The 26,887-nt window shown below is 72.2% G+C and carries 19 protein-coding genes; 3 read left to right on the top strand and 16 right to left on the bottom strand.

All coding sequences use genetic code 11. The features are described 5' to 3' along the window. The first annotated feature begins 96 nt into the window (after positions 1-96). On the top strand, positions 97-1,680 hold the full coding sequence (locus ACH4VO_RS06660; protein ID WP_360989184.1) for an NAD(P)/FAD-dependent oxidoreductase: 1,584 nt from the start codon (positions 97-99) through the stop codon (positions 1,678-1,680). Positions 1,681-1,690: 10 nt separating this feature from the next. Here the strand turns inward: ACH4VO_RS06660 and ACH4VO_RS06655 are convergent, their stop codons facing one another. From ACH4VO_RS06655 to ACH4VO_RS06605, 11 genes are read right to left on the bottom strand one after another with little or no spacing between them, the layout of a single operon-like run. Further along, positions 1,691-2,665, bottom strand: coding sequence for an alpha/beta fold hydrolase (locus tag ACH4VO_RS06655; RefSeq protein ID WP_360989186.1), 975 nt, complete (start codon positions 2,663-2,665; stop codon positions 1,691-1,693). A 4-nt stretch (positions 2,666-2,669) separates the two neighbouring features. After that, complete coding sequence (locus tag ACH4VO_RS06650) at positions 2,670-5,081, bottom strand: polysaccharide lyase 8 family protein (RefSeq protein ID WP_360989189.1); 2,412 nt, start codon at positions 5,079-5,081, stop codon at positions 2,670-2,672. 10 nt (positions 5,082-5,091) lie between these two features. Then, on the bottom strand, positions 5,092-6,240 hold the full coding sequence (locus tag ACH4VO_RS06645) for an SGNH/GDSL hydrolase family protein (protein WP_360989192.1): 1,149 nt from the start codon (positions 6,238-6,240) through the stop codon (positions 5,092-5,094). Further along, a complete protein-coding gene (locus tag ACH4VO_RS06640) occupies positions 6,237-7,316 on the bottom strand; it encodes a right-handed parallel beta-helix repeat-containing protein (RefSeq protein ID WP_360989194.1) in 1,080 nt (359 codons plus the stop codon). Before ACH4VO_RS06640 ends, ACH4VO_RS06645 begins: the two co-directional genes overlap by 4 nt. Beyond that, complete coding sequence (locus ACH4VO_RS06635) at positions 7,313-7,918, bottom strand: hypothetical protein (RefSeq protein WP_360989197.1); 606 nt, start codon at positions 7,916-7,918, stop codon at positions 7,313-7,315. Before ACH4VO_RS06635 ends, ACH4VO_RS06640 begins: the two co-directional genes overlap by 4 nt. 2 nt (positions 7,919-7,920) lie before the next feature. After that, positions 7,921-9,906 carry a hypothetical protein gene (locus tag ACH4VO_RS06630; RefSeq protein ID WP_360989200.1) on the bottom strand — a complete coding sequence of 662 codons (1,986 nt, stop codon included), beginning with the start codon at positions 9,904-9,906 and terminating at the stop codon, positions 7,921-7,923. A 3-nt stretch (positions 9,907-9,909) separates the two neighbouring features. Continuing rightward, positions 9,910-11,697, bottom strand: coding sequence for a heparinase II/III family protein (locus ACH4VO_RS06625; protein ID WP_360989202.1), 1,788 nt, complete (start codon positions 11,695-11,697; stop codon positions 9,910-9,912). Continuing rightward, on the bottom strand, positions 11,685-12,449 hold the full coding sequence (locus tag ACH4VO_RS06620; protein WP_360989205.1) for an SDR family NAD(P)-dependent oxidoreductase: 765 nt from the start codon (positions 12,447-12,449) through the stop codon (positions 11,685-11,687). Before ACH4VO_RS06620 ends, ACH4VO_RS06625 begins: the two co-directional genes overlap by 13 nt. A 45-nt stretch (positions 12,450-12,494) precedes the next feature. Next, positions 12,495-13,412 carry a carbohydrate ABC transporter permease gene (locus ACH4VO_RS06615; RefSeq protein WP_360989208.1) on the bottom strand — a complete coding sequence of 306 codons (918 nt, stop codon included), beginning with the start codon at positions 13,410-13,412 and terminating at the stop codon, positions 12,495-12,497. Continuing rightward, positions 13,399-14,364 (bottom strand): sugar ABC transporter permease, encoded by a 966-nt coding sequence (locus tag ACH4VO_RS06610; RefSeq protein ID WP_360989211.1) that lies wholly within the window; start codon positions 14,362-14,364, stop codon positions 13,399-13,401. The genes ACH4VO_RS06615 and ACH4VO_RS06610 overlap by 14 nt, the downstream gene beginning before the upstream one ends. Positions 14,365-14,376: 12 nt before the next feature. Then, the gene (locus ACH4VO_RS06605; RefSeq protein WP_360989213.1) at positions 14,377-15,645 is read right to left on the bottom strand and encodes an ABC transporter substrate-binding protein; all 1,269 of its coding nucleotides are present in this window, start codon (positions 15,643-15,645) and stop codon (positions 14,377-14,379) included. A gap of 223 nt (positions 15,646-15,868) precedes the next feature. On the opposite strand from ACH4VO_RS06605, the gene ACH4VO_RS06600 reads away from it, so the two are divergent. Further along, positions 15,869-16,963, top strand: coding sequence for a LacI family DNA-binding transcriptional regulator (locus ACH4VO_RS06600; protein ID WP_360989216.1), 1,095 nt, complete (start codon positions 15,869-15,871; stop codon positions 16,961-16,963). 82 nt (positions 16,964-17,045) lie between these two features. Here the strand turns inward: ACH4VO_RS06600 and ACH4VO_RS06595 are convergent, their stop codons facing one another. After that, positions 17,046-18,899 carry a serine hydrolase gene (locus ACH4VO_RS06595; protein WP_360989218.1) on the bottom strand — a complete coding sequence of 618 codons (1,854 nt, stop codon included), beginning with the start codon at positions 18,897-18,899 and terminating at the stop codon, positions 17,046-17,048. Positions 18,900-19,175: 276 nt separating this feature from the next. Between ACH4VO_RS06595 and ACH4VO_RS06590 the strand changes: the two genes are divergently transcribed. Then, positions 19,176-20,687 carry an acyl-CoA synthetase gene (locus tag ACH4VO_RS06590; RefSeq protein ID WP_360989220.1) on the top strand — a complete coding sequence of 504 codons (1,512 nt, stop codon included), beginning with the start codon at positions 19,176-19,178 and terminating at the stop codon, positions 20,685-20,687. 684 nt (positions 20,688-21,371) lie between these two features. Here ACH4VO_RS06590 and ACH4VO_RS06585 read toward each other — a convergent pair. The 4 genes from ACH4VO_RS06585 to ACH4VO_RS06570 form a co-directional block, all read right to left on the bottom strand. Beyond that, a complete protein-coding gene (locus tag ACH4VO_RS06585; RefSeq protein ID WP_360989406.1) occupies positions 21,372-22,136 on the bottom strand; it encodes a glucose 1-dehydrogenase in 765 nt (254 codons plus the stop codon). A gap of 235 nt (positions 22,137-22,371) precedes the next feature. Then, positions 22,372-22,956, bottom strand: coding sequence for a TetR family transcriptional regulator C-terminal domain-containing protein (locus tag ACH4VO_RS06580; protein ID WP_360989223.1), 585 nt, complete (start codon positions 22,954-22,956; stop codon positions 22,372-22,374). Positions 22,957-23,270: 314 nt separating this feature from the next. Next, entirely contained in the window at positions 23,271-24,560 is a 1,290-nt protein-coding gene (gene paaK / locus ACH4VO_RS06575; protein ID WP_360989226.1) for a phenylacetate--CoA ligase PaaK, read from the bottom strand. A gap of 598 nt (positions 24,561-25,158) precedes the next feature. Then, positions 25,159-26,793 carry an FAD-dependent monooxygenase gene (locus ACH4VO_RS06570; RefSeq protein ID WP_360989229.1) on the bottom strand — a complete coding sequence of 545 codons (1,635 nt, stop codon included), beginning with the start codon at positions 26,791-26,793 and terminating at the stop codon, positions 25,159-25,161. Positions 26,794-26,887 lie beyond the last annotated feature (94 nt).

Here is a 26,887-nt window from a genome sequence, read left to right as displayed (position 1 = left end):
CCGCCCGCCGGGCCCGGAAGAGGTCGCGCAGCAGGACGCCCCCGCACCCGTTCCCGCCGTCTGGCCACCCGTGATCCTCCCGTGCTACCAAGGGGCATGTCCGCAGACGAGAGCCATCCGCCCGGCAGGCCCGCGCACGACAGCTACGACGCGGTCGTCGTCGGCGGCGGCCACAACGGCCTGGTCGCCGCCGCCTACCTCGCCCGCGCCGGGCAGTCCGTCCTCGTCCTGGAACGCCTCGGTGCGACCGGCGGGGCCGCCGTGTCCACGAGCCCGTTCCCCGCGGTGGCCGCCCGGCTCTCCCGCTACTCCTACCTCGTCTCGCTGCTGCCGCAGAAGATCGTCCGCGACCTCGGGCTCGGCTTCGCCGTACGCGGACGCGCCGTCTCCTCGTACACCCCGGCCGTGCGCGGCGGGCGGCCCACCGGACTGCTCGTCGGCGAGGACCCGCAGGCGACCCGGGCGTCCTTCGCCGCGCTCACCGGCGGCGACCGCGAGTACGAGGCGTGGCAGCGCTTCTACGGCATGACCCGGCGGGTCGCCGAGCGCGTCTTCCCCACCCTCACCGAGCCGCTGCCGGACCGCGCGTCCCTGCGGGCGCTGATCGACGACACCGCCGCCTGGCGCTCGCTCTTCGAGGAGCCCATCGGCGTGGCGGTCGAGGAGCACTTCACCGACGACCTCGTCCGAGGGGTCGTGCTGACCGACGCGCTGATCGGCACGTTCGCCGACGCCCACGATCCGTCGCTGGTCCAGAACCGCTGCTTCCTGTACCACGTGATCGGCGGCGGCACCGGGGACTGGAACGTCCCGGTCGGCGGCATGGGCGCGCTCACCGACGCGCTGGCCGGGGCCGCCCGGGCGGCCGGCGCCGAGATCCGCGTACGGCACGAGGCGACCCGAATCGAGACGGACGGGACACGGGCCGAGGTCATCGTGCGCGTGGGCGGGGCGGACCACGTCGTCGCGGCCCGCCGGGTCCTGGTCAACGCGTCACCGCGGGCGCTCGCGGCCCTCCTCGGAGAGCGCCCGCCCACGCCTCCCGCCGAAGGTGCCCAGCTGAAGGTGAACATGCTGCTCACCCGGCTGCCCCGGCTGCGCGACCGTTCCGTCGACCCGCGCGCGGCCTTCGCCGGTACGTTCCACGTCGCCGAGGGGTACGGGCAGCTCGCCGACGCCTACCGGGACGCGGCGGCGGGCCGGCTGCCCGCCGCGCCGCCGTCCGAGATCTACTGCCACTCACTGACCGACCCGTCGATCCTCGGCCCCACCCTCGCGGCCCGCGGCTACCAGACCCTCACCCTCTTCGGCCTGCACACGCCCGCCCGGCTCTTTGCGGCGGACAACGCGGGGACGCGCGAAGAACTCCTCGCGGCCACGCTCGCGGAACTCGACGCCCACCTGGACGAGCCGGTCACCGACTGCCTGGCGCGCGACGGGAACGGCGAGCCGTGCATCGAGGCGAAGACCCCCCTCGACCTCGAGAGGGAACTGCGGCTGCCCGGCGGCCACATCTTCCACCGCGACCTCGCCTTCCCGTACGCCACCGGGGAGACCGGCCGCTGGGGGGTGGAGACGGCGCACGCCAACGTCCTGCTGTGCGGGGCGGGAGCGGTGCGCGGCGGCGGCGTCAGCGGCGTGCCCGGCCACAACGCCGCCATGGCGGCGCTGGGCCGGTGACCGCGGCCGCCTACCGGCCGAACACCCCCCGCAGGGCGCCGATCTTGCGCGGCAGGTCGTACTCCGCGCCGCCCTCGTGCCCGTTGTACGTGAACACCTCGATCTCGGCCGGACCCGCGTAGCGGTGGTACGCGGCGAAGACCGTGGAGGAGGGGCAGATCCTGTCCATCAGCCCCACCGAGAACCACGCCGGGGCGGACGCCCGCGCCGCGAAGTTGACCCCGTCGAAGTAGGACAGGGTCGCCATCGCCTCCTCGGTCCGGAACCGGTGCCCGGACAGCCAGCGGGCGATCTCCGCGTACGGTCCGGCGTCCGTGATCTGCGAGGCACGCCGGAAGTGGCAGAGGAACGGCACGTCGGCGACGGCCGCCACCACGTCGTCCCGCAGGCCGGCGGCGGCCAGCGCGAGCCCGCCGCCCTGGCTGCCGCCCACCACCGCCACCCGGGAGGCGTCCACCGCGGCGTGCGCCTTCGCCGCGTCCACCGCCCGCACCGCGTCGGTGATCAGCCGCCGGTAGTAGTGGCGGCAGGGGTCCTCGATGCCCCGGGTCAGGAATCCGGGCGACGAGGAGCCGTGTCCTTCCGGGCCGATGTCCGGGGTGTCCGCGGTGTTCTTGCCGCCCCCGCCCTGGCCCCGGTTGTCCATGACCAGGTGCGCGTAGCCGAGCGCGCTCCAGGTGAGCCAGGAGTACGGGATGCCCCGGCCGCCGTTGTAGCCGATGTACTGCACCACGGCCGGCAGCGGCTCCGTACGCGCCCGGGGCAGCAGGAGCCAGGCCTTCACCGGCTGGCCGCCCCAGCCCCGGAACGTCACGTCGAACACGTCGACGGTCGCGAAGCCGGCGTCGTACGGGACGAACGCGGCGTCCAGCGGGTGAAGGGCCGTCTCGGTGAGCGTCTTCGCCCAGAAGGCGTCGAAGTCGGCCGGTTCCTCGGGCTCCGGCCGGTAGTCGCGCAGCCGGTCCAGAGGCATGTCGAACAGCAAGGCTCTAGCTCCTCTTCAGGGTGAGGTGGAGGGTTGCGCCGTGGCGGCCCGAGGTGTCGGCGGTGATCCGGACGCCCACCCCGGCCGGTGCCACGGCGATGCCCGGGTCCGCGCGTTCGACGCGCAGGTCACGCCGGTCCAGGTGCAGCACGACCGAGGACCGCAGCTGGGTCGGGTCGGAGAGCGAGACCGTCACGGTCTTCCCCTCGGGGCGTACGAGTACGGAGGCCGGGCCGTCCGAGGTCAGTTCCTGCACGGTGCCCGCGCTCCAGAAGTTCGCGGCGAGCAGGCCGTCCGCGCAGCGGCGTACCGCGTGCACCGCGGCGGTGCGGGCGATCAGCCGCACCGGCGGGGCGGCCGACCACTGCGCGGTCCGCTCGGCGGAGGCCATCGGGGCCTGCAGCCAGAAGTATCCGGCCCCGTCCGGCGCGGTTCCGTGGTCCTGCCACAGCGTCAGGTACGGACGGGTGACAGGGGTGTCGGTGCCGTACTTGAGGTTGATCTCCCGCCAGGTCGCGGTGCGGTCCTCGCGCAGGCCCTCGAGCGTGGCCGGTTCGGGGAAGACGTACCCGCCGGTACCGGCCAGATGCAGCCAGCGCACCTGGGAGAGCCGGGCCGACCAGCCGGCGGCCGTGGGGGCTACCGTGCCGTTGACGAGCAGGGCGGCCCCCGGATCGCGCAGCTTCCGGTTCTCCACGACCGTCTCGGCCGTGCCCGCGTCCGCGGTGATGCCCGAGCCGACGCAGGCGATCACGTCGTCCAGGCAGAACCAGCTCTTGAAGCCGTGCAGGGAGCTCCCATGGGCCCGCAGTTCCATGCCGTACGCCCCGAGCGTCGTGCCGGGCAGCGCCGTGCCACCGGTCCAGTCGGCGGTGCTGGTGGTGCGCTGGCCCGCCGCGTCCGCCGGGCGGCCGGCGATGACGGTGGTGCCGGGGAGGCGGGCCGGGTCCACGGTCGGCCAGTAGTCCTCGCTGTAGTGCCCGAGGTCATCGGTGTAGAGCAGCACCATGCCGTCGGAGAGGTGCCAGCCGTGCAGGTTCTCGTTCTGGATCGACTCGTAGTTGTAGATCCGGGAGGAGTAGGCGGAGATGCCGAGCGCGAACGAGGGCCGGTGGTGTGCCGCCTTGTCCATGCGGGGGTGCTGCTTGTGGGCGACGAGCGGGCCGCGCGCAGGGACCGGTGAGCTGAGGACCTTCCGGGCGGCGACGAGCGAGGCGAGGTCCGTGACGGAGAGGAAGTCCCGGTAGGTGTCCTCGGCGATCCACTGCTTGACCAGCGCGGTGAACCGGTCGGCCGTCTCTCCCGGAAAGCTCGGGACGAGCCGCAGAACGGCCTCGACGACCGTCTGCGCCGAGGCGTGGCCCTGCTTGCTGGGACGGGCGATCTCGCGCCCGCACACGGACGCCATCACGTCGCCGCGGGCCAGCAGCGGGTCGAATCCGTCCTCGACCCAGCCGCGTATGTGGTCGAGGTCGGGGTCGGTGACCGTCCAGGAGGTGCCGGCGAGCAGGTTGAGCAGGCGGGAGAGGCTGTTGAGCAGTTCCTTGCCGTAGCCGCCGTTGTACGGGTGCTTGTAGTGCTGGAGGAACGAGCCGTCCGCGTAGAAGCCCTCCCCGGTGCCCGTGGTGCCGTCCGCGCGGTCGTTGAAGGCCAGGACGCTGTTGGCACCCGAACCCTCGACGTCCGAAAGAGCGTCACGCACCCGGGCCAGCGACTCCCCGTCGTCCCGGAGCACGGCGTTGACGGCGACCACCGTGGAGACCCAGACGCGGTTGGCACCGGTGGCGATCTGCCGGTCCGCCCGCCACAGGTTCGGGTCGGGCGTGTAGTGCCGCACCGCCGCGGTGATCCGGTCGAGCCGCTCCCCGCCGAGCACGTCGTACAGCAGGACGGCCGCGTCGTTGAGCGCGAGCGCCGAGCCGATCTCCCAGTCCCAGTCGTTGTCGAAGCGTGCGTGCCCGGGCCCGTAACGGTGCGTCAGCATCCAGTCGAGGCCGCTGAGCAGCAGGTCGCGCAGGGCCGCGTCGCCGTACTGCGGGGTGCCCGGCACGGCCCACGCCGTGGCGATCGTGGCGAGGCGCTTGAATGACGTGGTGACGTGGTTGGAGAGCGTGGTGCTGGTCAGATCGGCGAAGAGCCCGTCGGTGCGGGCGGGGTCCAGGCCCTTCGCGGCGGTGGCCGCGGCCCGGCCGGTGCGGGCCACTGCTGCGGCGATCCGCTCGTCCGCCAGGTCGAGACCGGGGCCGCCCGTGAGGAGGGTGTGCCAGCGGGCGCGCAGGGTGGCGGCGTCGCCGGTGGCGGCCTGCGCGGTCGCGGGTGCGAGGGTGAGGGGGAGGGTGACGGCCGCGCCGAGCGCCGCCGCTCCGGCCAGGACGGTGCGGCGGCTGGTGCCGCCGTGGGTGGTGTGTCGGTTCACGAGGGGGCCCTCACTGGAGGTGTCGGCGGTCGACGGCCGCGGCGAGTGCGGCGTGACCGGAGGGATCGGGGTGCAGGCCGTCGCCGCTGTCGAAGGCGGGCAGCAGGCGCGACGGGCGCGCCGGGTCGTGCAGGGCGGCGTCGAAGTCGGCGACCGCGTCGAACAGCCGGCCGGTGCGTACGGCCCGGTTGACGTGCTGTCGGACCGACTCGAGCTCCGGGGTCCAGCGGATCCATCCCTCGAACGGGGTGATGGTCGCGCCCACGGTCCGCAGCCCCGCGTTCCTGGCCCGCAGCACCAGCTGGCGGTAGCCGGCCAGGAGGTGCGCGGGGTCCGTGAGGGAGGGCGGCTGCTGGAGGTCGTTGACGCCGAGATGGACGAGTACGGTGCGCAGCCCGGGCAGCGGGAGGACGTCGCGGTCGAACCGCGCCTGCCCGCCCGGCCCGAACCGTGCGTCGTCCAGCAGCAGCCTGTTGCCGCTGACGCCGAGGTTGGCGACGGCCGATCCGGGAAACCGCCGGGCCAGCTGGTCCGGCCAGCGCAGGTCGGCGTCGTCGGGCGTGCCGACCCCCTCCGCGATGGAGTCGCCGAGCACGGCCACCACGGGGCCGTGGGCGCCGGTCACCTCGACACCGGTCAGCAGGAACACCGAGGTGGTGCGGACCCCGTCGACGCTGTGCGAGGCGTGGGTGTTGCGGTGGAAGGACAGCGGACCGGTCGGCCCCGGCAGCCGGGTGCGCACGGTCAGCGCCGAGCCCTGAGGGACGGTCAGCCCTTCGACGGGGTCGCTGGTCAAGGAGGCGCCGGCGGCCAGCCACGCCTGCCGCTGCCCGCCGAACGTCACGGCCCGCCCTTCCGCCGTCACGGGCCCGACGAGGATCGGTACGGCTCCGAAGGCGTTGCCGTACCGGAGCCGCACCCCGCCGCCTGCGGACAGCCGGACGACCGCCGTGCACACGCCGTCGGTCAGTCCCGCGCTCGCCACGGTGTCGGCCGGGGTCGGCGCGGTCTGCGCAGTGGCCCAGGACGTGGCCCACCGCGGCCGGCCCGCCCCGCCGCTCCGCGCGGCGTGGGCCGCGGGGGCCGCGACGGCCGCCGAGGCCAGTCCGGCGGCCGCGGCTCCCAGGACCCGCCGTCTGGCGGGGTTCCCCCCGGTCACCGCGGGCACGCGCCGGTCGGGTCGTACGCGCTCGCGTACGTGCCGACCGCGTCGCCGCCGGTGTTGCCGCTCATGGTGTTGGCGCAGACCGGACCCTGCGGGGTGCGCATGAACTTGATGCCGCCGCCCGCGTTCCCGGTGACGGTGTTGCCGTACACGCTGGTGTCGATGCCGTCGGTCGCCGTGTCACCGCCGAGGCGGACGCCGGCGCCGACGTTGTCGTGCACGGTGTTGTAGCGGAAGATGTTGCCGCTGCCGCGCGCGTCCAGCCCCGCGGAGCTGGGGTCCTTCTGGCCGCCGCAGTCGTTGTACTCGACGTAGTTGTTGGTCGAGTTCTCCTTCACGTCGACACACTCGTTACCGCGGGTGGTGATGGTGTTGTGGTGGATGCGGTTGTTCCTGCTGATGTCGGCCGCCGCGTCCGGGGCGCCGTTCGCGCCCTGCTGTTCGGGGGCGGTGCCGAGGTAGATCCCCTCGCCGTTCTTGCCTCCTCCGCCGAACCTGAAGTCGGCGACCCCGCAGTCGCTGATGGTGTTGTCGTTCACCTCGGCTCCGGTGACCAGGTAGCGCAGGCGTACACACTCGTCGGCGGCGTTCTTGAGTGTCATCCCGGTGATGTGAAGGGCACCGACGCCGTTCCCGGGAGTCGTGCTCATGACATAGATGAGCTTGAGCCGGTAACCCGCCACATCGCCGGAGGAACCGTGCAGCCCGTCCACGGTGAAGCCGCTCAGCGTGGTCGAGTCGTGCTGTACCTGGATGATCCGGCTGTCACCGGCCCCCTTGACCACCGCGGTCGAGGGGCCCGTGATCGTCACACCGGAGCGCCGGGTCACCACGTCCTGCCGGTAGGTGCCCGGGGCGAGGTTCACCACCGAACCCGTGGGTGCCAGGTTCAGCGCCCTCTGGATCGTGGCGAGCGGAGCACCCGCCGACGTTCCGGCAGCGGCGTCGCTGCCGGACGGGGAGACGTAGTAGGCGGTGGCCGCCTCACCGGCCGTGGACGGCGGGGCGAGGAGGAGCGGCATGCCCGCCGCGAGGGCGGCGACGACGAGGGTGCGCAGGGAACGGCTCATGAGGAGTGCCTCCTGGGATCGGCGAAGGACAGAGCGAGCAGTACGGGAACACTGGGCCCCAGCAGCAGCGGGCCCAGCGGCACGACGAGGGAGAGCAGGACGGCGGACACGGCCGCGCCGAGCAGCGCGGTGCCCCGGGCGGCGGAGCCGAAGCCGAGCGCCAGGGCGCCCGCCGTCCAGGAGCGGACCGAGCCGCCGGGCGCCCGGCCGGCCTCCGCGGCGAGGGCGACGTGATGGATGACGAGCGCGGCGGTGATGCCCACCTGCGCGGCGAGTACGACGAAGTTCCAGGGCTCCGTGCGCCCCAGCAGGAACACGGTGTTCGCGCAGAGCACCGCCGCCAGGACCGTGGACAGCAGCCCGTGCCGCCACAGCGCCCGCCAGTAGCGGGGGAACGCGGCCAGCGTCCCGGCGAACACCCGGCTGTCCCCGTCCACGCGCCACCGCTGCAGGGCGTACCCCATCGCGGCCAGCGCGGGCAGCCAGGTCACCACGCCCAGGGACAGCACGGTGCACGCGGCCCCGGCCGCGGCCGGATAAGCGAGGAACTCCAGACCGCGCAGCAGCGCCGTCCGGCCGGACGCGGGCACGGTCGCCTGCATGGTCAGCCCACCTTTCCTGTGTACGGGCGCGGCACGTCGAGGAGCACGGCGCCCTCCAACTCCAGACGGGTGCACCGCACGACGTGCGGTGCACCCCCGGCGGCGAACAGGACGGCGGCGGCGTCGGCGCTCAGCGCCCCGGAACGGATGCGGCGGGCGACGGGGGAGAGGAACACGCTCTCCTCCCCCCGCCCGAACACGATTCCGTGGCCGTCCGCGCAGTCCACCTGTTCGCCGGCCGCCGACGGCCCGGGAGTCACGGCGGTGAGGAAGAGCCCGTCCCGTGAGCGGGGGGCCGTCGTGCGCAGGGTGTGCAGCGTCCGCGTCAGACGCAGCTCCGGCGTACTCGACGTGGGGTTCGCCTCCACCTCGGTGACCTCGGTGACGGTCGGCGCGTCCCGAGGGGAGAACCGCCGCACCAGAGCGGTGGCGGCCCCCGACCTGATCAGCCGGCCGCCGTCCGGCCGCGGCTCGGTCGGGCGGTCCGTCTGCAGCAGGAACGTCCACTCCCGCGGCTCGTCCGCCTCGGCCAGGTCGAGCAGGACCAGGCGCCCCGACGGGGTGAACACCAGCGTCCGGTCGAGGCGCCGGAGACCGAGAGCGGGGTCGTACATCGCGGCGATCTCCGCCGTGGCGTGCGCCCAGCCCTCCTCCGAGCCCAGCAGGACGTCCCGCTGCCGGGCCTGCCGCTCGTACGGGATGTCCCGGTACACGTGGTACCGGTCCTCGTCCGCGTACCCCTGCCCGTCCACCAGCAGCAGATTGTGGTGCGCCGCCCGCTTGCGGTTGCTGTAGCCCTCGTCCACGGCGAGGAACGCGCCCTGCGAGACGAGGACGAACGACCCGGAGTCCGGATGGTGGTGCCCCTGGTTCAGGGTGTCCCAGCCGCGCTCCGCCCGGTGCGCCGCCGAGGCCTCCCACGCTGTGTGACCCCCGCCGGGACTCGCCTTGAACGACACCAGCGTGTCCCCGTCCTCCCAGCCGGTCCGCGCGGTGAGCAGACCGAGGTCCGGGAAGAAGGCGCGCGTCTCCGCCGGCCGGGCCGCCTGCACGGACGGGTCGAACCAGAGGTACTCCAGATACGCCTCCGGCAGGATGCCCGGCCGCACCCCGCTCTCCGCGGCCTCCGCCCACAGCAGTTCGCCCGAGGCCAGGTCACCCATCCACTGCGCCTCCGGGATGCCGAACCGGGCGGCGAGCCGGTAGTACAGGCCCGCGCTGTGGCCGCTGCGCCGGTCATGGCAGTCACCGTGGTCGACGTTGTACGCGAAACCGGGTGCCGTCTGGTGGAGCCGGTAGCGGAAGGTGGCGGCGAGGAACCCGCCGCGCTCCCACCAGTCGATCCCCTCCGCCTCCTGGAGAAGATCCAGGTGGGCGGCGAGGAACGGCACCCCGTACCGCCAGTAGACGACGCCTTCGGCGTGCGAGCCGTCGCGCGGCATCAGGTCCAGGACGGTCCCGAGGTTGTCCTTGGCCCGCGCGGTCCACTGCTCCTTGCCCAGGACGTAGCCGGCCGTCGCCAGGCCCGCGTGACAGATCCAGTTGTGGTTCTGCCAGTACGAGGACGACCACCAGCCGCCCTCGCTCGCCACCGCGAACTCGTACATGCGCCGGCCCTGCAGGAGCAGCTTGTACCGCAGCAGCGCGCCCACCCCGTCCGGTAGTTCGTCACCGATCCACCGGTAGGCGAGCGAGAGGTGGTGCAGCAGCCAGCCCGCGTCCAGGTCGTGGTCCGGCATGTGGGCCCGGCCCCAGTGCGGCAGCCGGACCGCCGCCTCGATCCAGCGCCGGCTCTCCTCCAGGTGCGCGCGGTCGCCGCTGACGCGGTAGGCGAGCGCGGGGTTGGAGGCGGCCGGGCCGAGCCAGGTGATGCTGGCCAGGGGGTGCGTACGGGGCGGGGTGAGGCCGCGGTGGCGGGCGGCCTCCTCCCGCAGCCGTACCTCCTGTGCGGGGCGCGGTCCGGGCGGCGGGGTGGCAGAGAGCAGCAACGGTCAGCCCTCCGTCCCGAAACAGGCGCTCGTGCCGTCCGCCAGCTCCACGGTCAGCTCCTCGCCGTCGAACCGGACGCGGGCCACGGCGGGCTGCGCCGACGCGGCCTGGTACACCGAGGCGAAGGCCAGCCGGTCCCCCTCCCCGGTGAAGTCCACCCAGGTGCGCGTGCGCTGCGGATCGTCGGCCGGCCCGGGAGCCGGCCGCGCCACCGGACGCACCGGCACGCCCGGGGTGTGGGCGTGCCAGCCGTGCAGGGTCTCCTCGCCGTACCACGTGGTGCGCACGGGTCCGGCGCTCTGCGCCTGGATGTCCAGCGCCGTACCCGGGCGCAGCTGGGCCGTGACGCGGTGCGCCTCCCGGCCCGACACCGTCAGCAGATCGACGAGGTAGCAGGGACCGGCGGCCACCCGCCGCACCGCCCTGACCCCGTCGTACGCCGTGGTGACCTCGGCGGTCACCGAGCGGGCGTCCGAGGAGAGGAGGGCTCCCGCGCACTCGGCCTGCTCGGCGCCGTCCACCCGGAACGCCGGATGCGCCCGCGTCGACGTGTACAGCTCGCGGAACTCGGCATGCGCGTACGGCACCTGGCCCGGGTCCGGCTGCCAGGGCGTGGTGTCCCCGTACAGATACAGCGACAGCTTGTCCCGGTGCCCGTGCGAACCGCCGTGCGGGCCGAAGTCCAGCAGGGCGTGGACGCCGCCCCCGCGCACCACCCCGTAACCGGCCGCCGGGAAGACGCTGACGGAGCCGGACGCCGGCCGTTCGGGCAGCGGCGGCCCGGCGAACCAGCCGCCGAGCTCCCGGTCCAGCCCGTCGTCGTACGCGCCGAGCTCCTCCCGGGCCCGGGAGGCCACCGCGTCCAGCGCGCAGGAGGGCACCAACTGCTGGGCGAGTGCCACCAGTTCCAGCCACTCGAGCGCGAGCGGACGGCGCAGGTACGGGCCGTCGTGCAGGGCGGGCAGGATCCCGCCGGGCGTCGCGATCACCGCGAGTACGTCCGTCATCCCGGTCAGCACCGCCACCACATCGGCCGGCAGCGCCGCCGGATCGGCGGTGCGCAGCGCCAGCAGGGCCGCCCGCAGCACGAACCCGTGGTAATAGGTGCTGCCCTCCCACTCCCAGCCGTCCCCGGCGACCGCCGACCGCAGATGCGCGTACAGCCCGTGCTCGCCCTCCAGCCACTCCTTCGCGCCGTTCCACGCACGGCCGCGGGCCGCCGCGGCCGCCCGGCTCGCCGTCGCACCGGCCGCGTTCAGCCACGCCGTGTAGTTCGACGCGAGCTGCCCCTGGCCGGTCAGTACCGAGCGGGCGTCCAGCGCCGCCCGTTCCAGGTCCTCCAGGAACGGCACCAGCACGGCGAGGTCGTCGGTGCCGGTCCCGGCGAGGGTGATCACGGTGTGCCCGATGTTCACCGCCCAGATGGCGTCGGTCAGCGCCTGGTGGAAGAGGCGGCCCCGCAGCATCCACGTCTGCGCCTCGGCGTGCTGCTCCGCTGCGAGGCCCGCGTACACCTCGGCGTACTCGACGAGCCGGGCGACGGCCTCCGCGCGGTCGCCCCGGTGGGCGAGCACCCGCAGGTGCCGGGCCCACGCCTGGTGGGAGAGCACCAGCCAGGCGGCGCGCACCGCCTCCGTGTCCACCCGGCAGCCGTGCGCACACCGTGCGCCGCCGTCGGGGAAGACCCCGCCGAGCAGGTCACCGTGGTCGAGCTCGACCCCGTGCGCCGGGCAGACGTACGCGTGCCACCAGCCGCCCCGCTCCCGGGCGATCCGCCTCAACGCGGCCATACGCCACCGTCGATGTCCACCGTGGTGGCGGTCAGGAACCCCGAGGCGGGCGACGCCAGGTGGACGACGGCGTGGGCCACGTCCTCGGGCGTGCCCGCCCGGCCGACCGGGATGCCGGCCTCCATCGCCTCCTGCGCCTGGGGCGCGGTGAACGTGTCGTGGAAGGCGGTGCCCTTGATGAAGCCGGGGGCGACCGTGTTGACGGTGACACCCGTGCCGGCGAGTTCCTTCGCCAGCCCCTTGGTGAAGCCCCGGACCCCGGCCTTGGCGGCGGCGTAGGCCACCGACCCCGGGCCGCCGCCGTTGTGGGCCGCGAGTGAGGACATGGTGATGACGCGCCCGGCGGCCGACCGCGTGAGATGCGGCAGCGCGGCCCGCACCGTGCGGAACGTCGAGGTGAGATTGACCGAGATGACCTGCTCGAAGTGGTCGTCGGACATCTCCGCGATCGTCTCGCGGCCGATCAGATGTCCGGCGTTGCAGACCAGGACGTCCAGGCCGCCGAGGAAGCCGGTGGCCTCCTCGACCATCCGGTCGACCTCCGCCGTGACGGTCGCGTCCGCCTGGAAAGCCTTGGCCCTGCGGCCCAGCGCCTCGATCGCGGAGACCGTGCGGGCCGCCTCGTCGGCGGAGGAGTGGTAGTGGACGGCGACGTCGGCGCCGGCCTCGGCGAGCGCGACGGCGATGGCACGGCCGATTCCGTGCCCCGCCCCCGTCACGAGCGCGCGGGAGCCGTTGAGATCAGCAGACATGGGTGTAGCCCTTTCGGTGACCGGCTCGCGGTGAGCCGGGACCGGTCACTTGAGACCGGCGGTTGCGAAGCCCTGGACGAAGTACCGCTGGCCGATGAGGAAGAGGACGACCATGGGCAGGGTGGCGAGTGTGGTGCCCGCCATCAGGAAGTGCCACTGGGTGCCGTTCTCCGTCTTGAAGACGGACAGACCCACCTGGATCACCCGCATGCTGTCCGAGTGGGTCACCAGCAGCGGCCAGAGGAAGTTGTTCCAGGAGGTTTCGAAGGTCAGCAGCGCCACCGTGATGAAGGCGGGCTTGACCTGTGGAGACATGATCCGGGAGTAGATCCGGAACTCGCCGAGACCGTCGAGCCGGGCCGCTTCCTCCAGCTCCACCGGCAGGTCCAGGTAGAACTGCCGGAAGAGGAACACCGCGAACGGGGTGACGGCCCCCGGGACGATGAGCGCCCACCAGCTGTCCAGCCAGCCGCTGCCCCCCTGCCCGAGGATGTCGTTGCCGCCGGCCAGCGGCATGAAGCGGACGATGAGGAACTCGGGCAGCACCTTGGTGTACGTCGGGATCATCAGGGCCGCGATGAAGAGGAGGAAGATCACCTCGCTGCCGCGGAACCTGATGCGCGCCAGCGCGTATCCGGCCATGGAGGCGACCAGCACGTTGAGCACGGTGTGACTGACCGCGATGACGAAGCTGTTACGGGCGTACGTGGCGAACGGCGCCGCCTTCAGCGCGTCCACGTAGTTGCCGAATTCCCAGTGTTCCGGCAGCAGTCCGGCGTCCGGCGAGGCGATCTCCACCGGGCTCCTGAGCGAGGTGAGGACCATCCAGACGAACGGCACCACCATCAGCAGGGAGACCGCGGACAACGTCAGGTACAGCGCGATCCGTCCGGCGGGCACCGGTCCGCGAGCGGACCGGACCTTGGGCGCGGCGGCCGGCTCGCGCAGCTCAGCTGTGGCCACGACTGCCTCCCATGATCCGCCGGTTGACCAGGGTGAAGCCCATCAGCAGCACGAAGAGCACCAGTGACTGCGCGCTGGCGTAACCGACGCGGAACTCCCGGAAGGCGGATTTGTAGATCTCGTACGTCATCATCGTGGTGCTGTTGGCGGGCCCGCCGTCGGTCAGGATGTAGATCTGGTCGAAGGACTGGAACGCGCTGATCATCGAGGTGATGAGCACGAAGAACGTCGCGGGCTTCAGCAGCGGCAGCGTGATGGAGAAGAACTGCCTGACCTTGGACGCCCCGTCCACCGAGGCCGCCTCGTACAGCTCCTTCGGCAAGGACTGCAACGCGGCCAGGTAGATGAGCATCTTCATGCCGATGCCCTGCCAGATGCCGACCACGATCACCGACGGCAGCGCCCATGTGGTGGAGGAGAGCCAGGCGGGCCCGTCGATGCCCACGAACGACAGCAGCGCGTTCAGCAGACCGTTGCCCGGGTTGTAGATCCAGAGCCAGACCAGCGCGATCGCGACGGTGGCGGTGACCTGCGGAAGGAACACGGCGGTACGGAAGAGGCCGCGTGCCTTCAGCCCCGTGTGCAGGGCGAGCGCGACCAGCAGGCCCAGCGCCATGCCGAACGGCACGGTGAAGAAGGTGTACAGCAGGGTGTTGACGACGGACTTCCGGAAGACCGCGTCGTCCAGCATGTCCCGGAAGTTGGCCAGGCCCACGAACTCCGGAGCGGTCAGCACGTCGTACTTCGTGAAGGCCAGCGCCACCGAGACCAGGACCGGAAGGCCTATCCACAGCGAGGCGTGCAGCAGCGCGGGCGCCACCATGAGCATGCCAGCCCGGCGGCGGCGGCGCCCCGGACCGGTGGGTGCACGGCGCGGACGCGCGGACTCCGTCTTCTCAGCGGGGGAAGGCGGCCGGGACGGCCGGGCCTTCACCACGGTTGTCGTTCCCACAGTGACGCTTCCTCACATCCGGCCGATGGCGGCCTCGGCGAGACGGCCGAGCTCCGCGATGGCGTCCTTCGCGGACTGACCGCCCACGATCGCGGGCTCCAGCGTCGGCTTGATCTTCTCGCGGATCTCCATCCAGGCCGCGGTGCCGCCCTCCGAGACGGCGTGCTCCAGGTTCCGCAGGGAGAGGTCGACGAACTGGTTCTCCTTGACGTAACCCGTCTCGTTCAGGTCGCGCAGACCGGGCACTGAACCACGCTGCCGCGCCGCTCCGAGGATGGAGTCCGGCGACGCCAGGTACTCCACCAGGGCGAGCGCCGCCGCCGGGTGCCGGGACCGTGCGGACCGGGTGACCAGTGTGCCGCCCTGGAGCATCGCCGGCCTGCGGTTGGCCAGGACGAACGAGCCGAGCCTGTCGTTCTCGATCAGCTCCGGGTTCTGCTCCGTGACCTGCTTCCACAGGGCACTGGTGGTCATCATCATGGAGGCCTTGCCGGTCTGTACGTTCGACGGGGCACCGGCGTCCGTCTTCTTCGCGTAGTCGGCGGAGCCGTCCCTGATCAGGTCCTTGAAGAACTGCAGCGCCTCGACACCCCGTCCGTCGGTGAACAGCACCTTCCTGCCGTCCGCGCTGAACAGCTGACCGCCGTTGGCGAAGAGGAACGTCTCCCAGCACTGGCGCAGATCGATGGAGAACGGATCGAAACCGATGCGCCCGCCGCCCGTCAGCTGCTTGGCGACCGCCCGCAGCTCGGCCCAGTCGGCAGGGGGCTTGCGCACACCCGCCTCGGCGAAGTGGTCCTTGCGGTACACGACGATGCGGGTGTCGAGGACGACGGGCAGTGCGTACAGCCGGCCGTCGTAACGCGAGGGCTCCAGCACGCGCTTCTCGTAGTCGTGCGCGGTGGCCAGCTTCTCCGGCAGTTCGGCGATGGCCTTCTTCGCGGCGAACGGGGGGATCCAGCCGACGCCCATCATCAGCACGTCGGGCAGTATCCCGCCCGCGAGACCGGTGGTGATCTTCTCGTTGAGCTGGGCGTACGTGGTGTAGTCCACGTTCACCTTGACGTCCGGGTACTTCTTCCGGAAACCGCCGATGATCTTCTGTTCCAGCAGCGTCTTGCCGTCGGAACCTTCGTAGATCGGGGTGAGCAGAGTGATCTCGCCCTCGGCGGGGCCGTCGGCCGAACCGGCCGTCGCCGAGCCGCCGCCGCAGCCGGAGAGTGCGGCGGCTGCGGTACCCGCGCCGATGGCGGCGAGCACGGATCGTCTGTTGAGTTCCATGGGACACCCCTTTTGAGGTGGAGTCAGTGGATCGATCCAGCTAGGACGTCCCGCATCTGGCTGGGAAGTGCTGGTAAATCGATGCACTGAGACTAAGAACGAGCCGAGAGCGGCGTCAACAGCTGATGCACAAGAATTTTCAGGGAGATTAACGGGTGTACCGGTGGAGTGAGTTCAGTAAATCGGTACACTAGGCTGGCAGTGGTTCCGAACCGGAGGTGGCATGAGCGGGGTAACGATCCATCAGGTCGCGGAGGCCGCAGGAGTCTCCGCGAGCACGGTCTCCAACGTCCTCAACGGACGGACCGACCGTATGCAGGCGGCCACCCTGGCTCGCGTCGAGCGGGCGATAGAGGAGCTCAGCTACCGTCCCAACCGGGCGGCCCGCATGCTGCGGACCGGCCGGATCAAGGTCATCGGCCTCATCGTGCCGTCCGTGGCCAACCCCTTCTGGGGCGCGCTGGCACGGGAACTGGAGGCCATCGCGCTGGCCGAGGGCTACCACGTACTGCTCTGCAACAGCGAGCGCGATCCGGCCCGGGAGCTGAAGTACGGTGAGGAACTGCTCGCGGACGGGGTCAGCGGCGTGGTCCTGTGCTCCTCGCTGCCCTCGCTGGAGCACATGACGCCGCTGCTGAGCCGCGGGCTCAGAATGGTGGCCTTCGACCGCACCGCGCAGGCGGGGGACCCCTCGTCACTGGCCAGCATCAGCGTGGACAACGCGATGGGAGCCGAGCTGGCCACCCGTCATCTCGTCGGTCTGGGCCACCGCAGACTCGCGTTCGTCTCCGGCTCCGTCAACAGTGTCAACCGCCGGGAGCGGCTGCGCGGATTCCGGGCGGCCCTGGAGGCGGCGGGCCTGGATCCCGCGGACGCGATCGTCTGGCCCGGTGCGGACACCACCGAGTTCGGGGACAAGGACGCGGCGGAGCTGGGTCGGAACGCGGCCCGGGAGCTTCTGGCGCGGCCGCACCCGCCCACGGGATTCGTCGCGATCAACGACATGTGCGCGATCGGCATCTGCCGGGGCGTCAGGGACGCCGGTCTCACCGCCGGCCGGGACGTCTCGGTGGTGGGCTTCGACGACATCCTGCTCGCCGATCTCTTCGAACCGCCGCTCACCACCGTCCGCCAGCCGCTCCCGGAGATGGCCGCCGAGACCTTCCAGCAGCTCAGGGCCCGGATCGACTCCGCACCCTCGGCCGGTCGGTCCCTGCTGATCAGGCCTCGGCTGGTGGTGCGGGAATCGACGGCGCAGGCACCCGCCGCCGGTCCGGCCCTCGCCGCGACGGGAGCGGCCCTCCCCGCCGCGCGCTGACGGCGGACGACGGACCGCCCCCGCCAGGCCGGAGGACCGGACGGGGGCCGTCGAGCCCGGCCCACCGGCCGGTAGCCAGCGGTCAGTCGTTCGACACGGTCCATCCCGTCGCCTCGACGCGCCGCGCGTCGCCCGGCCTGGTCTCGTCGAAGAGCGCACGGCTCCCGTCCCGGACCCGGAGGCCGTCCACGTACGCGCCGCGTCCCACGTACAACCGGTCGGTGGAGTACCGCCAGCGCAGCAGGACGTCCTTCCCGCGCCAGGCGGCCAGGTCCGCCTCCAGCCGGTGCCAGACGCGCCCGGACCACCCGGACACCGAGCCGGTGGTGTGCGACACGGGTTCCCCCGCGTCGTCCCCCTCGCCCGGGACGGTGCTGAACGGCACCGGCCGCCACGACACCCCGGCGTCCGAGGAGGCCTCCAGGCGCAGGAAGTCGGAGCCCGGCTCGGTGTCCCACCACAGCGCACAGCTCAGCACCGGGCGCGGGGAGGCCGGCCGCAGCGACGGCAGCGCGAGTGTGGCCTCGGCGGAGCTCGCCATGCCGGAGAACCAGGCGGTACGGCCGTGCGCGGGGCGGACCGGTACCGCGCGGGCCATCCGGTTGGCCGTGGCCACCCGCGGCGCACTGCCCGACCGCCAACTCCTTACCGGATGGACGGAGTTCCCCAGCACGATCAGGAACGAGTCCGTCGTCGGATCGACCACCAGGCTGGTACCGGTGAAGCCCGTGTGGCCGGCTGTGCGCGGGGTGGCCATCGCCCCCATGTACCAGTGCTGGTACAGCTCGAAGCCCAGACCGTGCTCGTCACCGGGGAACGCGGTGTTGAAGTCGGTGAACAGGAGGTCCACCGACTCCTCGGACAGGATTCGGGACCGCCCGTAGACACCCCCGTTCAGCAGCGTACGGGCCAGGACCGCCAGGTCCCAGGCGCAGGAGAAGACGCCCGCGTGGCCGGCCACCCCGTCCAGGCTGTACGCGTTCTCATCGTGCACCTCGCCCCAGACCAGCCCCCGCTCCAGGCCCGACCAGGGCAGCCGGGCGTCCTCCGTGGCGGCGATCTTCGGCTTCCACGAGGCGGGCGGGTTGTACCGCGTGCGGTGCATCCCGAGTGGAGCGGTGATCTCCTCGCGGAGCAGGACATCCTGAGTGCGACCGGTGATCTCCTCCAGGACCAGCTGCAGCGAGATGAGGTTGAGGTCGGAGTAGCGGTACGCGGTCCCGGGGGCGGAGGCCGGCACCTCGTTCCACAGCAGGCGGAGTCTGCCTTCCCGGGTCGCTTCCTTGTAGAGCGGGATCCACGCCCGGAACCCGGAGGTGTGGGTGAGCAACTGCCGGACGGTGATGTCCTGCTTGCCCCCGCCCGCGAAGTCCGGAAGGTACGAGGCGACCGGTGCCTCCAGCGTCAGAGTGCCCCGCTCGATCTGCTGCACCGCGAGGATCGAGGTGAACAGCTTGGAGACCGACGCCAGGTCGAAGACCGTGTCCTCGGCCATCGCGATCTGCTGGTCCGCCGGGAACTCCACGCCCGTGTCGGTCTTCTCGTCGTAGGCCGCGTAGCGCACCGCCTTCCCGATCGGCCGGTGCAGGGCCACGGTCCCCCCGCGTCCTGCGAGGAGCACCGCGCCGGCGTACCAGGGGTGCGCGGGGGAGTCGGCGAGGTACTTCTCCGCGTCCGCCACGAGCTCCTCGAGAGGGCCGGCCAGCAGCCCGGCACGCGCGGCCGAGCCCCGCCGCAGCGTCGGTCCGCCCGACCCAGATCCCATACCCGTCCCGGCTCCCGTACCCGCCGCTTCCGTGCCCCGCTCGGCGCCGGCAGCCGCTCCCGCCGCCCCCGCGAAGGGGAGCGGCGCCAGCGCGAGCGCTCCGCCCAGCGCCAGTATCCCGCCGCCCATCCTCCGACGGCTCATTCCCCGGTCCGACACGTTCCCGGCCATCCGAAATCCCTTCCCCTCAGGTCGACAGCACCAGCGCGAAAGTAACTTTCGAGATCTCGCCCGACAGTGAAACTTCCTGCCGAAGCAGAGATTACTGTCGCCACCGCCCCTGCGTGCTTCCCTTGCACAACAAAGGATCTGACGAAGCGTCAGTCCTATCGGCCGCCGGCGCGGGTGAGCGTTCGCGGCTGCGAAAAGGTGTTTCCTGTCCGGGCGCCGGAGCTGTCGCCCCCCCGGTCCCTTGACCCCCGGCGCCCCGACGCACAGGATCACGTCATGACAGGTGTACGCAGCAGCACAGTCGACGGAGTCGTGGCGCGCAGCGCACGGCGCACCCCCGAGCGCACCGCCGTGCGGTACGCGGACCGGTCCTGGAGCTACGCGGCCCTGGACGCGGCCGTCAGCACGGCGGCGGCCGTCCTGACCGGCACCGACGGGCTGCGCCCCGGGGACAGGGTCGCCTGCTACGCCCACAACTCCGACGCGTACCTCATCGCCTTCCTGGCCTGCGCGCGCGCCGGGCTGGTCCATGTGCCGGTCAATCAGAACCTCACCGGCGACGATCTCGCCTACATCCTCCGGCAGTCCGGCAGCTCCCTCGTCCTCACCGACCCCGGCCTCGCCGGGCGGGTGCCCCCGGGCCACGCCGTACGCCCCCTGCGCGACGCCCCGGACTCGCTCCTCGGCGAGCTGGGCACCCCCCGGCCTTTCACTCCGGAACGCGCCCCCGGCGCCGACGACCTGGTGCAGCTGCTGTACACCTCCGGCACCACCGCCCAGCCCAAGGGGGCGATGATGACCCACGCCGCCCTGGTCCACGAGTACGTCAGCGCGATCACCGCCCTCGACCTGCGCGCCACCGACCGCCCCGTGCACGCGCTGCCGCTCTACCACTCCGCGCAGACGCACGTGTTCCTGCTGCCGTACCTCGCGGTGGGCGCCGAGAACACGATCCTTGACTCCCCGGACGCGGACCGAGTCTTCGACCTGGTCGAGGCGGGCAGGGCGGACAGCCTCTTCGCCCCGCCCACCGTCTGGATCGCCTTCGCCGGTCACCCGGACTTCGCCACCCGTGACCTCGGAGCACTGCGCAAGGCCTACTACGGAGCGTCGGTCATGCCGGTGCCCGTGCTGGAGCGGCTGCGTGAGCGGCTGCCCGGGCTGGCCTTCTACAACTGCTTCGGGCAGAGCGAGATCGGCCCCCTCGCCACCGTCCTCGGCCCCGACGAGCACGAGGGCCGGATGGACTCCTGCGGCCGGCCCGTGCTCTTCGTGGAGGCGAAGGTCGTGGACGAGCAGGGTAAGGAGGTGCCCGACGGGACGGCGGGCGAAGTGGTCTACCGCTCCCCGCAGCTGTGCCAGGGCTACTGGGACAAGCCGCAGGAGAGCGCGGAGGCGTTCCGCGACGGCTGGTTCCACTCCGGGGACCTCGCGGTGCGCGACTCCGAGGGCTACTTCACGGTCGTCGACCGGGTGAAGGACGTCATCAACTCGGGGGGCGTGCTGATCGCCTCCCGGCAGGTGGAGGACGCGCTGTACACCCACCCCGCAGTGGCCGAGGCGGCGGTCGTCGGACTGCCCGACGACCACTGGATCGAGGCCGTCACCGCGATCGTCGTGCTGCGCGGCGAGGTCACGGAGGCCGAACTCATCGCCCACGCCCGCGAGGGGCTCGCCCCCTTCAAGGCTCCGAAGAAGGTCCTGTTCGTCGACCGGCTGCCGCGCAACGCCAGCGGCAAGATCCTCAAGCGGGAGCTACGGGACCGGTTCTCGCACACCGGGTCCTGAGGGCGCGGGCGCGAGCACGACCGCCGGCAGCGTCCGCTCCGTCCGCGGAGACCGCGTGCGCCGGCCGCTCGGGATCGCCTACTTGGTGGCATTCCCGTACCCGTGCACCCCGACCGGACCACGCCCGGGGCCGGCGCCACGGGACAGAGCCGGCTCGTGTGGCGGACCCGGCCCGGCCGCACCGGCGCCGAGCCACTGGCAGAAGCGTTCGAGGCTGCCGAGGCGCCCGTCCGGCTCACGGACGCAGGACCGGAAAGGGTGCCCGGAAGCGGTTGGCACTGAACGGTGGAGCGGCGTAGGGGATACCAAGGACGGCAATGACGTCGGCGGAGGCCCGGAAACCCTGGACCGAACCGCTCCTCGTCCCGAAGATGACCACGGGGAGACCGCCTCTCGTTACGCACCGGGCCGGACGGGGCTTCAGCTTGGCATCGCAGGGCGCACCGGGATCAACACCGAGATCATGACGATTCACGCACCGGCGAAGTCAATCGCCCGCCCCCACTCCGGTCCGCGGTCTCGGCACTCAGGGAACCGGACCCGCACCCGCTCCGGCACCGCGCTTTCGCACACCACGGGAACGGCAACTCCACGCCGGTGCCGCTGCCCTCCTTCCCTGGGAAGCCTTCCGGGCCCGTACCCGGCCCGTACCCGGGTGGAACCGGTGTACGACCGGGCCGGCGGTCAGGCGGAGGCGCCGCCGTCCACGACCAGGTCGCTGCCGACCACGGACGCGGCATCCGGCGAGGCCAGATACAGCACGGCCGCCGCGACCTCGGCGGTGGAGGAGACCCGGCCCAGCGGCACGGCGCCCTTCATCCGGGCGGCACGGCCGGCGTCCGTCTCGCCCGGCCGCAGGGACATGGCGGTGGCGGACGGGCCGGGGCTGACGGCGTTGATGCGTACCCCGTCGGCGATGTGGTCCAGCGCGGCCGCCCGGGTCAGGGCGGAGACGGCCGCCTTGGTCGCGACGTAGCCGGCCACGCCCGGGACACGGCTGTGCGCACCGAGGTTGGAGGCGATGTTGACGATCGCGCCGCCGGTGGGCTGGTCGCGCATCTGGGCGACTTCGGCCTGGAGGCTGAGCAGCACACCGGTGACGTTGATGTCGAGCAGAGTGCGCCAGTCCTGCTCGGAAAGGTCGGCCACGGGCGTGCCGCCCCGGAAGACGCCCGCGTTGTTGACGGCGACATCGAGACTGCCGAAGTGGTCCACGGTGCGGCGGACCAAGGCCCTGACGTCCTGGGAGCGGGTCACGTCCGCGGTGACCGCGGCCGCCGAACCGCCCTCCTTCTCGATCAGGGCGACCGTCTCGTCGAGTGGTACGGCGGTACGTCCGGCCACGACCACCGACGCCCCCTCGGCGGCGAAGGCGAGTGCCGTGGCCCGGCCGATGCCGGAGCCCCCGCCGGTGACGAGGACGGTGCTGCCGGTGAAGCGTGCGGTCATGGTCATGAATCCCTTGGTCGGAACCGGGGCGCAGGTGTCGAGAAGCGTGGCGATGGCGAAAGCGCGGGCGTGGGCCCGGTCGAGGCGACCGCGGTGGTGTTCTGTTCCGGCTCCGCCTGCCCGTCACTACTTCCCGTCCCTTCCGTCCTTGATATTTGACTGATCATTCCATAATTACGTCCTGGCTCCGCCAGGAGGGCGCCCGCGTGAGGCCCCTCCTGGCGGAGGATGTCGCTCAGTCCAGCAGTCTCAGCGCCTGCTCGGCGGCGTCCCGCACCCGGCCCGGGTCGTTCGACGCCTTGCCGGCCACCCGCAGGCCCTGCATCAGGACCAGCAGCATCCGTGCGAGCGCGCGCGGATCGCGGTCCGCCGGCAGCTCACCCTGTGCGCGGGCCCGCGTCAGTGCTGAGCGCAGCAGCGTCTCGAGGTGGTCCCAGCTCGCCTCGACCCGGCGAGCCGCCGCTGTGTCGTGCGCCCCCCGTTCGGCGGCGGTGTTGGTGACGAAGCATCCTCTGGCGCGCTGGTCCTCGGAGCTCGCCTCGGCTGCGAAGCGCCGCATCACCGTCCGTACGGCGGGCAGTGCGGGGCCCGGCTGGGACAGTTCGTTCAGCAGGCCCGCGTCGCGGGTCTCGTTGTACCGGTCCAGCGCCTTCAGGTACAGCTCGTGCTTGTTGCCGAAGGTGGCGTAGATGCTGGCGCGCCCGATGCCGAGGTGTCCGACGAGGTCCGCCATCGACGTCGCCTCGTAGCCCCGCCGCCAGAACAGTTCCAGGGCGGACTGCAGCGCGGCTTCCGGGTCGAATTCCTTGTTTCTGGCCACGCGTGAACTCTAGGCGATAACAGAACGATCGGTAAAGAACTGTGGTGAAGCAGCTCACGGGGACGCTGTCGGCATAATCGTCCCGGGCCTGCTCGGGCAAGGGGGATCTCCGCAGCGGCGGCCAGGGGCAGGGATGCCCCCGCCTCGCGCCGGCGCCGAGGCCGACTCGCCCTGCGGACCGGGTGGTTCGGGGCCCGGGCCGGGAACCGGACGGCTGCTCACGTCCGGCCCGAACCTGCTGTACGGGTACCGTGGCCCCGGAACGACGGGACCGCGCCCACCGGTCCCGGCCCGGTGAGCGCGTCCCGGTCCCCTCAGACGGCCCCTCTGAGGTCCACGATCCGCTTGATCTTTCCGACCGACCGCTCAAGAGTCTCCGGATCGACGATCTCGACGCCGACGCTGACGCCGACCCCGTCCTTCACGGCCCCCGCGATCGCCCGGGCCGCCGCCTCGCGCTCCTCCGCAGTCGCTCCGGTCCGGGCCTCCGCCCGTACGGTCAGTGAGTCCAGACGTCCCTGGCGGGTCAGCAGCAGTTGGAAGTGCGGCGCCACTCCCGCCGTCCGCAGCACGATCTCCTCGACCTGGGTGGGAAAGAGGTTCACCCCGCGCAGGATCACCATGTCGTCGCTCCGCCCGGTGACCTTCGCCATCCGCCGGAAGGCGCGTGCCGTACCCGGCAGCAGCCGCGTCAGATCCCGGGTCCGGTAGCGGATCACCGGCATGGCCTCCTTGGTGAGCGAGGTGAGGACCAGCTCGCCCTCCTCGCCTTCCGGCAGGAGTTCACCCGTCAACGGATCGACGACCTCCGGGTAGAAGTGGTCCTCCCAGATGTGCAGTCCGTCCTTGGTCTCCACGCATTCCTGGGCCACGCCCGGCCCCATCACCTCGGACAGCCCGTAGATGTCGACCGCGTCGATGGCGAAGCGCTCCTCGATCTCGGTGCGCATCCGCTCGGTCCAGGGCTCGGCACCGAAGATGCCGACCTTCAGCGACGTCGTACGGGGATCGACTCCCTGGCGCTCGAACTCGTCCAGCAGCGTGAGCATGTACGAAGGCGTGATCATGATGATCTCGGGCCGGAGGTCCTGGATCAGACGCACCTGACGGGCGGTCATCCCACCGGACGCGGGGATGACGGTGCAGCCCAGGCGCTCCGCCCCGTAGTGCGCCCCCAGCCCGCCGGTGAACAGTCCGTAGCCGTAGGCCACATGGACCTTGTGGCCGGGGCGTCCGCCCGCCGCCCGGATGGACCGGGCCACGACGTCGGCCCAGGTGTCCAGATCGCGCTCGGTGTATCCGACCACCGTGGGCCGGCCGGTGGTGCCGCTGGAGGCGTGGATCCGGCGGACCCGGTCCTCGGGGACGGCGAACATCCCGAACGGGTAGTTGTCGCGCAGGTCGGCCTTGACGGTGAACGGGAACCGGGCGAGATCAGCGAGCGTACGGCAGTCCTCGGGCCGCACGCCCGCCGCGTCGAACGCCGTCCGGTAGAACGCGACGTTGTCGTACGCGTGCCGCAGCGTGGCCCGGAGCCGTTGCAACTGCAGTGTTCCCAGCTCGTCGCGGCCGAGCCGCTCGGCCGCGTCCAGCAGCGCCGTCATGCGGGTGCTCCTCTCCCCGAACGGTCGACCGATCATTCGGTCGACATTCCTGGGAGCAGTAACGCAGCACGCCGGGCGCTGTGGCAAGAGGCCGGACGCCCGTGGACGGGCGCATACCGGATCAGAAGCCGAGTTTGCTCGGTCCCGGGCTCCGTCGGGCCGCCGTCCAGCGGCCACTGGCAGCGGCGGGTCTCACCGTCGCCGCGCGACAGCCGGCGGGGACGGCGATCGCCTACGTGCTGCCCGCCGAGGGGGCGATCGTCATGGCGGCCCTCTCCGGGACGCCCGAGCCGGCCCGGCAGGCCGGAGAAGCGGCCGCGCGGCTGCCGGGCCGCACCGCCCCCGCCCGAGTCGCTGCCCGGCGCCCGGCCCGGTCCTTCGCACCCGCGACGGGATCGCGGACCCGCACCCCGCCGGCCGCACGCCCGCCGGTGAAGCGGTACATCGGCAGGTCACGTTCGGCCGGCGGACGGGAGCAGGTACAGACCCGCCCCCGAGGCCCCGGCCGAGGCACGCCGACGGACGCCTCACCGACGGACGCCCCGCGAACCGTCGCACCGTCAGGTACGTCGGCCCGCGGGGCGTCCGGTGCCGGCCGTCAGCCCCGGTGGAGCAGCGCCGTCAGAGCCTCGTCCAGCGTGGCCCCCGGGTCCGCCACCGAACCCGCCGCCCGCCAGGCCACGAAGCCGTCGGGGCGTACGAGGACGGCTCCCTCGGTGCTCGTGCCGTGGGCCGCGGTCCAGTCGGCCCCGTCCTCGGGCACCAGGTCGGCGCCCTCGCCCGAACCGATGCCATAGGCGTCCAGCCGTACCGCCAGCCGCTCCGCCGCCCGGGACGCCGCATCACGCCATTCGGAATGCCGTGCGTCGTACAGCAGGACGAACGCCTGCTCGTAGAGGTCGAGGGTCGAGAGGCGGGTGCCCTGCCGCCGGATCCACAGGTGGGGCGCCCGGGTGCCGGGGTCACCCGTCAGGGCCATGCGCTCGGGGACCACCGGAAGACCCGGCTCCACGCCGAGCACGGCGCCCCGGACGTAGCGGTACCCCAGTGCGATCGTGAGCATCCCGCCCTTCGGGCCGCCGCCCGGTCCGGGCGTGCCGGCGTAACCCGGGTGGCTGTGCTCCGCCGACCGGGCGGACGCCCGCTCGCTCGTCGCCTTCGCCACCGGCAGACGCTCCGCCTCGTAGGTGTCCAGCAGCCCCGGCCCGGCCTCGCCGTTGATCACGGCGGCGAGCTTCCACGCGAGATTGTGGGCGTCCTGGATACCGGTGTTAGAACCGAACGCGCCGGTCGGGGACATCTCGTGCGCCGAGTCGCCCGCCAGGAAGACCCGGCCCGACCCGTAGCGCTCCGCGACCCGCTCGGCGGCGTGCCAGGGTGCCTTGCCCGTGATCTCGACATCGAGATCGGGGGAACCGACCGCCTTGCGGATGTGCTGCACGCACCGCTCGTCGGTGAAGTCCTCCAGCGTCTCACCCCGTTCGGGCTGCCACGGCGCGTGGAAGACCCACTGCTTCTCGTTGTCCACCGGCAGCAGCGCTCCGTCCGCCTCCGGGTGGGTGAGGTAGCAGACGATGAAGCGCCGGTCGCCCACCACGGCGGCGAGCCGCTCGGACCGGAAGGTGATGCTCACGTTGTGGAACAGGTCGCCCGGGCCCGACTGCCCGATCCGCAACTGCTCGCGGATCGGGCTGCGGGGTCCGTCGGCCGCGACGAGGTAGTCCGCGCGGACCGTCGTGTGCTTCCCGGTGCCCCGATCCTTGACCAGGGCGGTGACACCTTCCCCGTCCTGCTCGAACGAGAGCAGCTCGGCCGAGAAGCGCAGGTCGCTTCCCTGGGACCGGGCGTGCTCGACCAGCACGGGCTCCAGGTCGTTCTGGCTGCACAGACACCACCCGCTGGGACTGAAGCGGGCGAGCCCGCCACCCGGGTCGATCTCCTTGAACAGCCACTCCTGGTCGTCACCGGTGAGCGACCCGGCCTGCAGGATCCCGTGATTGTCCGCCAGCACCGAGGCCGCGTCCCGGATCAGCTGTTCGGCGCCCGCGGTGCGGAACAGTTCCATCGTGCGGACGTTGTTGCCGCGGCCGCGCGGGTGTGTCGACGTTCCTGCGTGTTTCTCCACCAACAGGTGGCGGATGCCGAGCCGGCTCAGGAAGAGGGAGGTGGACAGGCCCACAAGGGAGCCGCCCACGACAAGGACGGGTACGTGGTGGTCGACGTTCTCGTTCATCAGTTGCTCCAACTCGGACGCACGACGGATGCAGTGTCCATGCCCTTCTGCGAGGGCTTCGGCCACCGCCTCACCTGAACGGTTCATAAATCTC

This window comes from Streptomyces sp. NPDC020780 (assembly GCF_044334475.1).
Lineage (GTDB): Bacteria > Actinomycetota > Actinomycetes > Streptomycetales > Streptomycetaceae > Streptomyces.
This window is presented reverse-complemented; position numbering and strand designations above follow the sequence as displayed.